Raw genomic sequence first — 14,395 nt, 5'->3', positions numbered from 1 at the left:
ATAAGAATAAGATATTTACATAGGAAAGAGATGATTAAAATGGATATTAATGCAGTAGATATATTTGCAAAAGAGTTGGTTAAAGAAGCCGGTGAAATCATAAAAAAATCGTTCTCTAAAGTATTAAACATTGAAACCAAATCGCATGCAAACGATCTAGTTACAAATATGGATAAGGAGATCGAAGAATATTTCATACATAAGCTTAATAGTCATTTTCCAGACCATCGTGTATTAGGAGAAGAGGGAGTAGGCAGTAATCCAAAAGAACTCTCTGGTGTCGTTTGGATCATTGATCCGATTGATGGTACGATGAATTTTATTCATCAACAAAGAAACTTTGCTATATCTGTTGGTATTTATGAAGATGGTGTGGGTATGATTGGGCTCATATATGATGTTGTCCATGACGAATTGTATCATGTTAAGAAGGGGCAAGGTGCCTACATTAATGATAAACCACTTTCTCCCCTTCCACATGTGAAGGTAGAGGAGGCAGTCATTGGGATAAATAGTACGTGGGTCACTCAGAACCGAAGAATTGATAGCAGTATTCTGTCTCCACTTGTCAGAGCGGTGAGAGGAACGAGATCATACGGTTCAGCAGCGTTAGAGATGGCTTATGTGGCTGCTGGGAGACTGGATTCATATATGACTCTTCGGTTATGTCCCTGGGATTTCGCAGCAGGTATTATATTGGTAGAAGAGGTTGGAGGAGTGTGTACGACTTTAAAGGGAGAAAAGCTTAACTTGCTCGGAGAAAATTCTGTTTTTATAGCGAATGCAAGCTTCCACGATGCGGTGCTAAAGGATTTTTTGCATAATGGCAACTGGTAATCTTCAATACCGAAAAATGATTGAATCGGATGTTTCATTAATAAAGGCTTTTACAACGTTTGATTCCTTATGGAAATCAATTGAAATGGATGCATTGACAGCAAAAGAATATATAAACAAATATGTTCTCGGGGAATGGAGAGTTTGGCAGCAAAATAATAAGGATGTAGCAATCACTTATCATTTGGATCATGCACCATCAAACAATAAACCATGGTTAGGTACGGTTATTATTAATCCAAACGACCGAAGGCAAGGTTTTGGTACACAAGTAGTAAAACAATTAAAAAAAGAATTGCGAGAAAAAGGCCATAAGGCAATTTTTGCTGGAGTACCAGTTGAGGCTGATATTTGGATTCAATTTATGTCCGATTGTTATTTTGAGCAATTCAAGATTGAAAAAGACGACCAAAATCAAATGTTCTTAATTATGGTTTCTCCGTTGCAATAAAAAAGGAGGGGTGGCAAAATATGCCAGCCCTTTTAAAGTTTTCCTTGTTCTCGCATTTTTTTCTTTGTCGTAAATCCAAATCCCATTACGATTACAAGTGCAGCTAACGAAGCAAGGATACCCCCTATACTACGGTAACTGATCGCTATTCCTGTCCCCATCATGCAGGCTGCTGAAGCTAAAGCAAAAAATAATAAGGGCCACTTAATTGATTTCAAGATAAAACCTCCTCGGGCGAGGTATTAGAATGTATTTGTTTTGTAAAAAATAAAAGATATACGCTCCATTCATTATTTTACACAAAATATTACTAGGTTTCCACTTCGAATATGATATAATGTTTCAGTTATGACTTAAAAAGCTAAATAAAGTTTATATAAAAATGTAGGAGTGAACATGTTGAATTTAAGAACAGACATTAGAAATATTGCGATTATTGCCCACGTTGACCACGGGAAAACAACACTGGTTGACCAATTATTAAAACAATCAGGAACGTTCCGTACAAATGAGCACGTGGAAGAGCGTGCGATGGATTCAAATGACTTAGAAAGAGAACGTGGTATTACGATCCTTGCTAAAAATACAGCAATCCAATATAAAGATACTCGAATCAATATCCTTGATACACCAGGACATGCTGACTTTGGTGGAGAAGTAGAACGTATCATGAAAATGGTTGATGGTGTACTACTTGTTGTTGACGCATATGAAGGTTGTATGCCGCAAACACGTTTTGTATTGAAAAAAGCATTAGAGCAAAATCTTACACCAATTGTAGTTGTTAATAAGATTGACCGTGATTTCGCTCGTCCAGCTGAAGTTATTGACGAAGTAATTGATTTATTTATTGAATTAGAAGCTACAGAAGAACAATTAGAATTCCCTGTTATTTACGCTTCAGCCATTAATGGAACAGCAAGTGTAAATCCTGACAAGCAGGATGAGAACATGGAATCTTTATATGAGGCAATTGTTGAGAATATTCCTGCTCCAGTTGACAACCGTGAGGAACCTCTTCAATTCCAGGTAGCACTATTAGATTACAATGACTATGTTGGAAGAATTGGTATCGGCCGTGTGTTCCGTGGGACGATGAAGGTTGGACAACAGGTAGCACTTATGAAGCTTGATGGTTCAGTAAAGCAATTCCGCGTTACAAAAATCTTTGGTTTCTTCGGGCTAAAGCGTCAGGAAATCCAAGAAGCTTTCGCAGGAGATCTGATCGCTGTTTCAGGTATGGAAGATATTAACGTCGGAGAAACGGTATGTCCAGTAGAGCATCAAGAGCCACTTCCTGTGTTACGAATAGACGAGCCAACACTTCAAATGACTTTCCTTGTAAATAATAGTCCATTTGCTGGAAAAGAAGGGAAATTCGTTACTGCTCGTAAAATTGAAGAAAGACTTCGTGCACAACTTCAAACAGATGTGAGCTTACGAGTAGACAACACCGATTCACCTGATGCATGGGTTGTTTCTGGTCGTGGGGAGCTTCACCTTTCTATTCTGATTGAAAACATGCGTCGTGAAGGCTATGAGCTACAAGTATCAAAGCCTGAGGTAATCGTAAGAGACATAGATGGTGTCCGTTGTGAACCGGTAGAACGTGTTCAAATTGACGTACCTGAGGAACATACTGGTGCGATTATGGAATCAATGGGTGCTCGTAAAGGTGAAATGGTAGACATGATTAACAATGGTAGCGGACAAGTACGTTTAATATTTATGGTTCCTGCTAGAGGATTAATCGGTTATACAACTGAATTCTTAACATTAACTCGCGGTTACGGAATCATCAACCATAGCTTTGACAGCTATCAACCAATGGCACAAGGTCAAGTAGGTGGAAGACGTCAAGGAGTACTTGTTTCTATGGAATCAGGTAAAGCATCTTCTTACGGTATTATGGGTGTTGAAGACCGTGGTACAATTTTCGTTGAACCAGGTACGGAAATTTATGAAGGAATGATTGTAGGTGAGCATACTCGTGAAAATGACATTACGGTTAATATCACGAAAGTAAAGCAAGCAACAAATATTCGTTCTGCCAATAAAGATCAAACAACAACAATGAAGAAGCCAAGAATAATGACACTTGAAGAATCACTTGAATACCTAAATGAAGACGAGTATTGTGAAGTAACTCCTGAATCAATTCGTCTCCGCAAAAAGATTCTTGATAAGAACGAGAGAGAAAGAATCGCTAAAAAGAAAAAAATGGCGGAAATGAGCTAAGCTATTAAAGGAGAGGGGTAGCGTGGAAGAACTACAAGGGTTTTCACCTAGTCTTAGATTTTTTATCGAACTAACTGATGTAAAAACGGGTACATGGCTTCAGTTTGTGACATTAATTATTTTGACAATTATTGTTTACAAATTAGGTTTTGCAAAGAAATTGTCAATTTTAAAAAATGTTGTCATTTACACTTGTTTAGTTTTAGGCTGCTTTGTTTTGTTGATATTCTCCTACGGGCTTCCAATTGTGGAGGGATTAGCTGTAGCAGCGCTCATTCTCATCATATATAAAATCCGCCTTCATCAAGAGAAAAAGCATACTCAAGTGGATGTAGAGGAGTAATCAGATGAAATCATTACAAGATACACTCTATAACTGGCTAACGATTAAAGTTGTGGTTGATGAACGTCCGGACGACTCTGCTGCAGTTGATACAGAGAAAATGTTTTATGATATGCTTGTTGAAGACCAAGGTATACAAAATATTGAGGTTACGACTGATGCAGTTATGTATTACGTTCATTACGATTTAGATGGGGAAAGAAAGTCAAACCGCTTCCCAAGAGAGCTCATTGAAGTCATGCTTAACCAAATCAATGAGTCTCCAGAAAGATACGCCAATTACCCAGAATAAAAAATCCGCTCCGTTACTAATAACGGGGCGGATTTTTTCGTGATATTAACTTTTTTTACCAATCATCCTCTTCATCCTTCGGTTTATATAACCTAAAGTTTCCGGTAGCTATTCTTTCTTTAGTTCGAGTAGCAATTCTTTCTTCACATTCTTTACACATAAAGGTATGTATCGGACGATTTCGAAGTCTTTTTGCTTGAAAGGAGTCGCCTGGTAATGATTCAATTTTATCGCAAATTACACATTTTACTCTCATAATCGTACACCTCAAAGTTTATCTTCTCTCTATATTGTATAGTAAAATTATCTATATGGATAGGACCAGCAGTACAAAATAGGCTTCAAGGTTGAAACTACCATTAAGTAGTTATAAGATAGAAATATAAGGAGGGAATGGTATGCCTAACCAAGTTGAACAAAAATTAATTCAGCCACTTTTTGATGCTTTGCAAAAAGAGCGTTTTGTGACTCTTTCAACAGTAGACTTTGAAACAGGGGGACCGAATGTAAGTGCTATCTCTTGGATTTTAGCAAAGACGGATGAAAAAATCTATTTTGCTGTGGATAATCGCTCGAGAATTGTGCAAAACATTCAAAAAAACAATCAGGTCGTTGTAAACCTAATTGTGAATGAATCGACTTATTCAATAAGTGGAGAAGCAAGTGTTAAGATGGAAAAGCTAAACGATGTACCCCTAAAGCTTGCTTTAATTGAAATCTCCATTAAAGAAGTGCGTGATGTTATGTTCTACGGTTCAAAAATAACTGTAGAGCCAGAATACGATAAAACCTATGATAAAGCGGCAGCAACACGTCTAGATAATCAAGTAATGGATGCAATGAGAAAAGCTTAGCCTAATGGGCTAAGCTTTTGTTGTTTTTTTAGTCCTTATGGCCATGTGATTGTTTTTCCTGTGTTTTATCTAATTCTTTCGTTTCTCCTTCATCCAGCTTACGTTTTGATTTTTCGGTCGCTTTATTTGCATTTGGATCGATAATATCTGCTGGAACCTCTGGCATTAAGCGTCCGGATATATCAGCTAATTCATTTACAATGCCTTGAATAGGCGCACCACTCTGTATGTCTTCTTGTATTTCTCTTAATCGCGCGGTCATGTCCGGATCGGCGATAACCACTGCTCTTGCACCATGAGGATCATTCTTTAAACTTTCAGCAACAGTATATTTAATCGATCCTACTTCTGATCTGTCAATGTCTTCATTTACATCGATACCAACAATCGAATATCTTCCCAAAACAACTGCAGTTGCATCATTCACACTTGGAATGGAAGTAGCTAAATCAACTAAGTGTTTTGAAACTTCTTGGCCTGTTTCACGATCAATATTAGGTATGGTACTATTTTTGACATTTATGGTACGTGGTTCTTCGTTCTGGTTTGCTTTAGATGTCGTATTATCTTGAGTACCGCACGCGGAAAGTAATAAGCTGAATGTCAGTATAACAAGGGTTTTCTTCATAAAGTACACCTCCGAATAATGTTTGGTTACCGTTTATTGTGCAAAAATTCTTCTATCTTTATACAAGAAAACATATAGTTTACCAAAGCTCTTTTCTTAAGCAGAAATTTTGGCAAGGACATGTGGTTAATTCAAATTACTATAGAATTAAGAGGAGCAGGAGGCATCAGTTTGAGTAAAATTTACGTATTAGATACCAATGTCTTGTTACAAGACCCATATTCCATTTTTTCCTTTGAGGACAATGAGGTAGTAATACCAGCCGTAGTTCTAGAGGAAGTGGATTCGAAAAAAAGGTATATGGATGAAATTGGAAGAAACGCAAGACAAGTATCAAGGCTCATTGATAATTTAAGACAAACTGGAAAATTACATGAAAAAATTCCACTAGAAAATGGTGGAGTGATGAGAATTGAATTGAATCACCGATCCTTTCATCAACTCCAGGATATTTTTGTTGAGAAAACAAATGATAACAGAATACTCGCAGTAGCCAAAAATTTATCGTTAGAAGAGGAAACAAAAGAAAACGGCCGCTTAGTGATCTTGGTCAGTAAAGATGCATTAGTACGAGTGAAAGCTGATGCAATCGGTTTGAATTCAGAGGATTTTTTAAGTGATCGTGTAATTGAAAATGATGCCATTTATACTGGGTATGCAGAGTTATTTGTAGCCGTAGAAGTATTAAATCAGTTTTACGAAAAGGGAGAAATTCCTATATCATTATTTTCTACTTATTCTTTTTATCCAAATCAGTTCTTAGTCCTTAAGGATGCAATGGGATCTTCTCAATCCGCACTTGGTATGGTCGATTCAAAGAGACAGAAGATAAAAAAGCTTGTATTCGATCATGATCATATATGGGGAATTCGGTCAAGAAATGTTCAACAGACTATGGCGATTGAGTTGCTTTTGAGAAAAGACCTTCCGCTAGTGACTTTAATTGGTAAGGCGGGAACAGGGAAGACTCTTCTTGCTCTTGCAGCAGGGTTGATGCAAACCGAGGATTATGGGGAGTATAAGAAGTTATTGGTGGCTAGACCGATTGTTCCTGTAGGGAAGGATCTTGGATTCTTACCTGGTGAAAAGGAAGAAAAACTTCGGCCATGGATGCAGCCAATTTATGACAATTTAGAATATCTGTTTAATGTGAAAAAGCCTGGGGAGCTTGATGCGATTCTAGCAGGCATGGGTTCAATTGAAGTAGAGGCTCTAACTTATATTAGGGGAAGAAGTATACCGGAACAATTTATTATTATTGATGAAGCTCAAAATTTAACAAAACATGAAGTGAAGACCATTCTTACGAGAGTTGGCGAAAAAAGCAAAATTGTATTGATGGGGGACCCTGAGCAAATTGATCATCCTTATCTTGACGCATATAACAATGGCCTTACATATGTAGTCGAGAGATTTAAGGACCAATCGATATCCGGCCATGTGAAGTTATTTAAGGGAGAGAGGTCTGGTCTTGCACAACTAGCAGCTGACCTTTTATAAGAATAGTGATTTTTTTTACCCTTAAGTAGCACAAGCATTAACAAGCTATCGAATAAAAGAAGGCGCGCCCTTCTTTTATTCGATAGCCACCGCACGAATATTTTTTATTGGTTGATGTTTATTAGATCCATCTCCGTAAAAGGCATACACGGGGCCATCTTCTTTTAATGGCTTACCATCCTTTGAAAAACCCAAGATTAACTCTTGTCCTAACTCTAGAGGCATAGATACTTCGCCATCTGTTGTCACTAGTGTTAAGCTTTTAGCACCAGTTTTAATATCTGCATTTTTTAAAAATGGCTTTAGTGGCATCCCAAATGTTCCTGTAAGAACTTTTTCTTTTTCAAATTTCTTCTCGGTCTTTAAAGTCGGTGGAAAAACAGCTCCCTCCATTATTTCACGATCCCAATGCTTAGACATGCTCTTTTTATATTCTTCTAAATCATCTACTTCTTCTTGACTTCTCTCAAAATAGGTAGTCAAATCCACTCTACGATCGTCAAAGATCCAAACTCCAGGGTCTAAGGTGATTGTAAAATTTACTTTCCCTTTGATTGGTATAATATTTTCCATAACTGTTCCCCCTTTGTATCCTTAGTATAGACGTAAAACCAATAAAAGTCATTTTTGGAGGATATTCAAAATTTGCTGAATCTTTCTACGGGTTCTCTTGATTATCCTTGCAATTTTCCTCTTAAACGTATAAAATTTATAGATAGGATAAACGCTCGGAAACGGGGGGACTAAGTTGGCGTCTGACATGGTATTAGATCATAAAGAAAGAGCAAATGCCTTATTAAAGGCTGACGCTGATAAAATTCTAAAGTTAATTAAAGTACAAATGGATAACTTAACGATGCCTCAGTGTCCATTATATGAAGAGGTTCTGGATACACAAATGTTTGGTCTATCTCGTGAAATAGATTTTGCTGTTCGCCTTGGCTTGATTGAAGAAAAAGAAGGTAAGGCGATTTTAGGAGAACTAGAAAGAGAACTATCAGCCCTTCATGAAGCATCGCAAAGAAAATAACGTACTTTCGAAAGCTCAAACTTTCTCAAGAGAGACTGTTTGAGTTTTTTTATAAAGTATTTATTCTGAAAATTTGATATTATTAAGATAATAATTTTCAGTTGAACTTTTCTTCACATCAAATGCAGGAAATTCAATGTTATAATATAATACATATTACGACTAAGAAGATGGGGAAGAGGGTTACATGTTTAAAAAAATACTAAAATCATATGATTATTCATTAATCCTAGTTGTGGTATTGTTATCGATATTTGGACTTGTTATGATATATAGCTCAAGTATGGTTACAGCTATTCAAAGGTATGGATATGAAAGTGATCATTTTTATGATCGCCAAAAAATATTTTTAATTGTTGGGGCTGTTTTATTTCTTTTCTTTTCTGCATTTCCATACAAAATTATGCTAAGCAATCGTTTTTTAATTCCAATTGTGATATTTTCTTTTACGTTGCTCATATTTATTTTTCCCTTCGGTCATTCCGCGGGAAATGCTCAAAGTTGGTATAAGATAGGCCCACTAAGCCTGCAACCATCTGAATTTGTAAAGGTAAGTGCTATCGTTTACTTATCGGCTGTGTATGCAAAAAAACAATCGTATATTAATCAGTTTAATCATGGTGTACTTCCACCTCTCGCTTTTATTATCATTGTTTGTTTTTTAATTGCACTTCAGCCAGACTTTGGAACAGCTGCACTCATTGTTGCTATTTCAGGTGTGATCATCCTTTCGTCTGGAATGAATTTAAAAAATATAGGCAAATTAGTTATGTTAGGTGCAATTCCTTCTATTCCACTGCTTATATTATTTAAGGATAAAATATTTTCCTCCGTACGTGTCGGAAGGTTTGAAGCATTTTTCAATCCTTTTGCTGAAGAGATAGCCCAAAAGGAAGGCTATCATATGGTTAATTCGTTCCTTGCATTAGGTGCTGGTGGCATTAAAGGTCTTGGATTGGGACAAAGTGTCCAAAAATTAGGGTATTTACCTGAGCCACATACCGATTTTATAATGGCTGTAATATCCGAGGAACTTGGAATATTTGGTGTTGCATTTGTATTATTCAGCTTGGGTTTTATCGTCTTAAAAGGAATCTATATTGGTTTAAAAGGAAAGGATGCTTTTGGTAGTTTACTAGCTATAGGTATCTCAGGGATGGTAGGAATTCAATCATTTGTAAATTTAGCAGGTGTTTCGGGAGTCATTCCGTTAACAGGGGTTCCATTGCCATTTATTAGTTATGGAGGCTCATCTATTCTGCAACTTTCCATTGCAATGGGTATCTTGGTAAATGTTTCTATGTTCGTTAATTATGAGAAAAAGTTTAAAGAAACGAACGATAAAAAAGTAGAAACGATTCCTACTAATAACCGTTTTGAAGGCTTTCAAATAAAAAAATAAGCGCTCTTGGTTACTTGACCAAGCGCTTTTTATAAATACAAACTAGTATAAATATACAGAATGGGGTGTTTTACTTGCAAAGAAAGATTAATAAGGTGTTAGTTGCAAATCGAGGAGAAATAGCTATACGTGTGTTTAGAGCTTGTACAGAGCTTAATATACGAACAGTTGCTATATATTCAAAGGAAGATTCCGGTGCATATCATCGTTATAAAGCTGATGAAGCATACCTCGTTGGAGAAGGTAAAAAACCAATTGATGCTTATTTAGACATTGAAGGAATTATTAACATAGCAAAACACAGTGATGTAGATGCTATTCACCCAGGTTATGGATTTCTTTCAGAAAACATCCATTTTGCAAGAAGATGTGAAGAGGAAGGGATTATCTTTATTGGTCCAAAATCAAGGCATCTTGACATGTTTGGTGACAAAGTAAAAGCAAGGACGCAAGCCCAAGCTGCAAAGATTCCAGTCATTCCTGGTAGCGATGGTCCTGTAAATAGCTTAGAGGAAGTTATTGCTTTCGGGAAAGAATATCACTATCCGATTATCATTAAAGCATCACTCGGTGGTGGTGGAAGAGGTATGCGTATCGTTAGGCATTTAGAAGAAGTAAAAGAAGCCTACGAGCGAGCAAAATCTGAAGCGAAAGCAGCGTTTGGAAATGACGAAGTATATGTTGAAAAATATATTGAAAAGCCAAAGCATATTGAGGTTCAAATTATTGGGGATCAGTTTGGTAATATTGTCCATCTTTATGAAAGAGATTGTTCAGTCCAACGTCGTCATCAAAAAGTAGTAGAGGTTGCACCGTGTATCTCTATTTCAGAAGATCTTAGAGATAGAATTTGTGCTGCTGCTGTTGATTTAATGAAAAATGTAGATTATTTAAATGCTGGAACAGTAGAATTCCTTGTTTCAGGAGAAGATTTCTACTTTATTGAAGTAAACCCGCGTGTACAGGTTGAACATACCATTACAGAGATGATCACTGGTGTTGATATTGTTCAAACACAAATATTGGTTGCAGAAGGTCATGAGCTACATGATGAAACGGTAGGTATTCCAAAGCAAGAAGATATTCGAATTATGGGATATGCCATTCAATCTCGTGTGACAACGGAGGATCCGTTGAACAATTTTATGCCGGATACAGGAAGGTTAATGACGTACCGTTCAGGTGGTGGTTTTGGAGTTAGATTGGATGCAGGTAACGGTTTCCAAGGAGCTATTATTACTCCATATTATGATTCCTTGCTTGTTAAGTTATCAACACATGCCTTAACGTATGAACAAGCTTGTGCAAAAATGGTAAGAAATTTACAAGAGTTCCGTATTCGAGGAATTAAAACGAATATTCCTTTCTTGGAGAATGTTGTAAAGCACAAAGATTTCCGCAGTGGGAATTATGATACGTCATTTATTGATTCTTCACCAGAGTTATTTATGTTCCCTGTTCGTAAAGACAGAGGTACAAAAATGCTTTCTTATATCGGGAATGTAACCATTAACGGTTTCCCGGGAATTGAGAGAAAGAAAAAGCCTGTTTTTGATAAGCCAAGAATCCCAGTAACAGATTCATTTAGTGTTCAAAGTGGAACAAAGCAAATTCTTGATGAAAGAGGAGCCGAGGGCTTAGTAAAGTGGATTAAAGAGCAACCTGAAGTTCTTTTAACAGATACTACTTTTAGAGATGCACATCAGTCATTACTAGCTACTCGTGTTCGTACGACAGATTTAAAGCATATCGCAGAGCCGACATCGTTATTACTACCTGATATGTTTTCTTTGGAGATGTGGGGTGGAGCTACATTTGATGTGGCGTACAATTTCTTAAAGGAAGATCCATGGGATAGACTTTTAACTTTAAGAAAGCAGATTCCAAATGTATTATTCCAAATGCTACTCCGAGCTTCAAATGCTGTTGGATATAAAAATTATCCAGACAATGTGATTCGTGAGTTTGTGGAGAAATCTGCATATGCAGGTATCGACGTATTCCGTATTTTTGATAGTCTGAACTGGGTTAAAGGGATGGAAGTAGCTATTCAAGCCGTAAGAGATACGGGGAAAATAGCTGAAGCGGCCATTTGTTATACAGGAGACATCCTTGATACATCGAGACCGAAGTATAACTTAAACTACTATAAGGATTTGGCTAAAGAACTCCAAAATCAAGGGGCACATATTTTAGCTATTAAGGATATGGCAGGTTTATTAAAACCAGAAGCTGCATATCAATTAATTTCTGAATTAAAAGAAACCATTGATATTCCGATTCACCTACACACTCATGATACAAGTGGAAATGGAATATTTACGTATGCAAAAGCCATCGAGGCTGGTGTTGATATTGTAGATACAGCATTAAGCACAATGGCAGGATTAACATCACAGCCAAGTGCAAATACATTGTACTATGCACTTGAAGGCAATGATCGTAAGCCGAAGGTAGATATTAAAGCGTTAGAACAGCTTTCTTACTACTGGGAAGATGTGAGAAAGTACTACCACGATTTCGAAAGTGGAATGATGTCTCCACATACAGAAGTGTATCAGCACGAAATGCCAGGTGGTCAATATAGTAATCTTCAACAACAAGCTAAAGCAGTTGGCCTTGCTGACCAGTGGGAAGATGTGAAAGAAATGTACGCGCGAGTAAATCATATGTTTGGTGATATCGTTAAAGTTACTCCGTCTTCAAAAGTCGTAGGTGATATGGCATTGTATATGGTTCAAAACGATCTAACGGAAGAAGATGTCCTTTCTAAAGGAGATAGTCTTGATTTCCCTAATTCGGTTGTAGAATTATTTGAAGGATATTTAGGACAGCCTGTTGGAGGCTTCCCAGAAGAACTTCAAAAAGTGATCCTAAAAGGTCGCGAGCCAATCACGGTAAGACCTGGAGAACTATTGGAGGATGTTGATTTTACAGCTTTAAAAGAAAAGTTATTCAAAGAATTAGGAAGACCTGTAACGAGCTTTGATGCCATTGCTTATGCATTATATCCAAAGGTATTTAAAGACTATACGGCTATGGTGGAGCAGTTTGGCGAAATTTCGGTGTTAGATACACCTACTTTCCTATACGGGATGAGACTAGGAGAGGAAATAGAAGTCGAAATTGAAACAGGTAAAACATTAATCGTGAAGCTTATCTCTATTGGTCAGCCTCAAGCTGATGGTACTCGTATCGTCTACTTTGAGTTAAATGGACAGCCGAGAGAAGTAGTTATTAAGGATGAAAGTATTAAATCCACAGTTGCCACTAAGATTAAAGCTGATCCGAAGAAAGAAACTCATATCGGAGCTTCAATGCCAGGGACAGTGATTAAAGTGTTAGTCTCTAAAGACGAAAAGGTCGAAAAAGGTGATCACTTGATGATTACAGAAGCTATGAAAATGGAAACGACCGTTCAAGCTCCGTTCTCAGGCTTTGTTAAAGATATTTATGTTTCAAATGGTGAAGCCATTCAAACGGGTGACCTACTAATCGAGTTACAGAAATAAACAGAAAAAAAGGTGTTGCACATATGTGCAACACCTTTTTTATAGAGCGTGATTATTTTTCTTATTAAGAGCAATCTGATTCTTTTTACTTCGAGTAACGAGGAGGATAAAATAGCTTAATACTCCGAATAAGCAAGAGATAAAAAATGCGTGAGCTAATGCGACTGTTAAGTTCAGTCGAGTGAAAACGATTAAGGCTCCTGTCATTACTTGGAGTGATACTAGAATAAACGCTATTGTCCAACCCCAAACAATAACCTTCTCATTTTTGTAATGTTTATAAGCTAATACAGTAATATAACCAATCCAAAGGAAAATTAAACCAGCTGCGAATCTATGCCCCATCTGTACCCATTCAAAAAAATTTGTAGGTAAGCCAATTGCGTTATTCAAACAGAAAGGCCAGTCTCTACATACGAGGCTAGCATTCACATGCCTTACTAGTGCGCCAGTGTAAACGACTACATAACTGTATAGGCTAACTCCTATAATATGCTTACGCAAACGTGAATCAATGATTAATTTATGAGCTTCAAAACGCTTGTCTATCTCAAAAATAAGAAGTGTTAAAAGTAAAACAGCAGCGAATGAAATCAAAGAGATACCAAAATGTAAAGCTAGTACAAAATCTGACTGTCCCCAAACAACTGCGGCAGCACCGATTAATCCTTGTAATACGAGGAAGAAAAAAGATAATGCCGATAAAAATTTTGTCTCACGGATATGACCAATCGTTTTCCATGACCAAATGGATAATACCAATACCATTAAGCCAACTACACCAGAAACAACACGGTGAGCAAGTTCAATAATTAACTCGAGTGATATGTCAGTTGGAATAAGTTGACCATTACATAACGGCCAAGAACGGCCACAACCCATCCCGGACTCTGTTTTTGTAACAAGTGCTCCTCCTAAGAGAATGAATAACATACCAATCGTTGTAAGGACAGAAAACCATTTTAAGGCCCTGTTCAAAAAAATCACCTTCTCATTCCAAGTTCACAAATTTGTCATAAGTTTCTATTGACATGTATAATGAACAGTATAATAATAACCACATTTTAATATATCTTTATCATAACGAATAAGTAGAAAAAAAAATAGAAGTTAATATGAGAAATACTGCATTTTTGATACTACACAAACTACTTAATTTTTACAATATATATTATGTATTTCACTAGTGTTGCATTAATTTAATTTCACTATTAAAAATACTCAAAATGTTCAACTTTATTATATTGTGCAAAGAAAAAGTCCTTTATAATGGATAAGTCAGGTGGTAACCCGTCCAAATCCACTAAA

15 protein-coding genes are annotated in these 14,395 nt (G+C 36.7%); 10 read left to right on the top strand and 5 right to left on the bottom strand.

Annotated features, from left to right (window positions below):
• The first annotated feature begins 39 nt into the window (after window positions 1-39).
• Window positions 40-837: an inositol monophosphatase family protein gene (locus ACFFHF_RS08205; protein ID WP_160548565.1), complete on the top strand. Its 798-nt coding sequence runs from the start codon at window positions 40-42 to the stop codon at window positions 835-837.
• Window positions 824-1,288, top strand: a complete 465-nt coding sequence (locus ACFFHF_RS08200) for a GNAT family N-acetyltransferase (RefSeq protein WP_160548566.1) — start codon at window positions 824-826, stop codon at window positions 1,286-1,288. The genes ACFFHF_RS08205 and ACFFHF_RS08200 overlap by 14 nt, the downstream gene beginning before the upstream one ends.
• A 32-nt stretch (window positions 1,289-1,320) precedes the next feature.
• Here ACFFHF_RS08200 and ACFFHF_RS08195 read toward each other — a convergent pair whose 3' ends face one another.
• Window positions 1,321-1,506 (bottom strand): YlaF family protein, encoded by a 186-nt coding sequence (locus ACFFHF_RS08195; RefSeq protein WP_160548567.1) that lies wholly within the window; start codon window positions 1,504-1,506, stop codon window positions 1,321-1,323.
• Window positions 1,507-1,687: 181 nt separating this feature from the next.
• On the opposite strand from ACFFHF_RS08195, the gene typA reads away from it, so the two are divergent.
• Genes typA through ACFFHF_RS08180 form a run of 3 tightly spaced genes read left to right on the top strand, consistent with a single transcriptional unit; the run spans window position 1,688 to window position 4,161 of the window.
• The gene (gene typA / locus ACFFHF_RS08190; RefSeq protein WP_160548587.1) at window positions 1,688-3,526 is read left to right on the top strand and encodes a translational GTPase TypA; all 1,839 of its coding nucleotides are present in this window, start codon (window positions 1,688-1,690) and stop codon (window positions 3,524-3,526) included.
• Between the two features lie 22 nt (window positions 3,527-3,548).
• Window positions 3,549-3,869, top strand: coding sequence for a YlaH-like family protein (locus ACFFHF_RS08185; RefSeq protein WP_340903078.1), 321 nt, complete (start codon window positions 3,549-3,551; stop codon window positions 3,867-3,869).
• Between the two features lie 4 nt (window positions 3,870-3,873).
• Window positions 3,874-4,161 (top strand): hypothetical protein, encoded by a 288-nt coding sequence (locus tag ACFFHF_RS08180; protein WP_160548568.1) that lies wholly within the window; start codon window positions 3,874-3,876, stop codon window positions 4,159-4,161.
• Between the two features lie 55 nt (window positions 4,162-4,216).
• On the opposite strand, the gene ACFFHF_RS08175 is transcribed toward ACFFHF_RS08180, so the two are convergent.
• Window positions 4,217-4,417, bottom strand: a complete 201-nt coding sequence (locus tag ACFFHF_RS08175) for a YlaI family protein (RefSeq protein ID WP_119707401.1) — start codon at window positions 4,415-4,417, stop codon at window positions 4,217-4,219.
• 142 nt (window positions 4,418-4,559) lie between these two features.
• Between ACFFHF_RS08175 and ACFFHF_RS08170 the strand changes: the two genes are divergently transcribed.
• Window positions 4,560-5,015 (top strand): pyridoxamine 5'-phosphate oxidase family protein, encoded by a 456-nt coding sequence (locus tag ACFFHF_RS08170; protein ID WP_160548569.1) that lies wholly within the window; start codon window positions 4,560-4,562, stop codon window positions 5,013-5,015.
• Between the two features lie 28 nt (window positions 5,016-5,043).
• On the opposite strand, the gene ACFFHF_RS08165 is transcribed toward ACFFHF_RS08170, so the two are convergent.
• Window positions 5,044-5,643, bottom strand: coding sequence for a YhcN/YlaJ family sporulation lipoprotein (locus ACFFHF_RS08165; protein WP_160548570.1), 600 nt, complete (start codon window positions 5,641-5,643; stop codon window positions 5,044-5,046).
• 171 nt (window positions 5,644-5,814) lie between these two features.
• Between ACFFHF_RS08165 and ACFFHF_RS08160 the strand changes: the two genes are divergently transcribed.
• The gene (locus ACFFHF_RS08160) at window positions 5,815-7,143 is read left to right on the top strand and encodes a PhoH family protein (protein WP_160548571.1); all 1,329 of its coding nucleotides are present in this window, start codon (window positions 5,815-5,817) and stop codon (window positions 7,141-7,143) included.
• Between the two features lie 75 nt (window positions 7,144-7,218).
• Here the strand turns inward: ACFFHF_RS08160 and ACFFHF_RS08155 are convergent, their stop codons facing one another.
• A complete protein-coding gene (locus tag ACFFHF_RS08155; protein ID WP_160548572.1) occupies window positions 7,219-7,716 on the bottom strand; it encodes a peptidyl-prolyl cis-trans isomerase in 498 nt (165 codons plus the stop codon).
• 187 nt (window positions 7,717-7,903) lie between these two features.
• On the opposite strand from ACFFHF_RS08155, the gene ACFFHF_RS08150 reads away from it, so the two are divergent.
• From ACFFHF_RS08150 to pyc, 3 genes are all read left to right on the top strand, one after another.
• A complete protein-coding gene (locus ACFFHF_RS08150; RefSeq protein ID WP_377057867.1) occupies window positions 7,904-8,173 on the top strand; it encodes an Fpa/YlaN family protein in 270 nt (89 codons plus the stop codon).
• 187 nt (window positions 8,174-8,360) lie between these two features.
• Window positions 8,361-9,575, top strand: a complete 1,215-nt coding sequence (locus tag ACFFHF_RS08145; RefSeq protein WP_160548573.1) for an FtsW/RodA/SpoVE family cell cycle protein — start codon at window positions 8,361-8,363, stop codon at window positions 9,573-9,575.
• Between the two features lie 74 nt (window positions 9,576-9,649).
• Window positions 9,650-13,087, top strand: a complete 3,438-nt coding sequence (pyc, locus tag ACFFHF_RS08140; RefSeq protein WP_160548574.1) for a pyruvate carboxylase — start codon at window positions 9,650-9,652, stop codon at window positions 13,085-13,087.
• A 39-nt stretch (window positions 13,088-13,126) separates the two neighbouring features.
• Here the strand turns inward: pyc and ACFFHF_RS08135 are convergent, their stop codons facing one another.
• Window positions 13,127-14,065 carry a COX15/CtaA family protein gene (locus ACFFHF_RS08135; protein ID WP_160548575.1) on the bottom strand — a complete coding sequence of 313 codons (939 nt, stop codon included), beginning with the start codon at window positions 14,063-14,065 and terminating at the stop codon, window positions 13,127-13,129.
• Between the last annotated feature and the right edge of the window lie 330 nt (window positions 14,066-14,395).

This window comes from Robertmurraya beringensis (genome assembly GCF_042433785.1).
Lineage (GTDB): Bacteria > Bacillota > Bacilli > Bacillales > Cytobacillaceae > Robertmurraya_A > Robertmurraya_A beringensis.
This window is presented reverse-complemented; position numbering and strand designations above follow the sequence as displayed.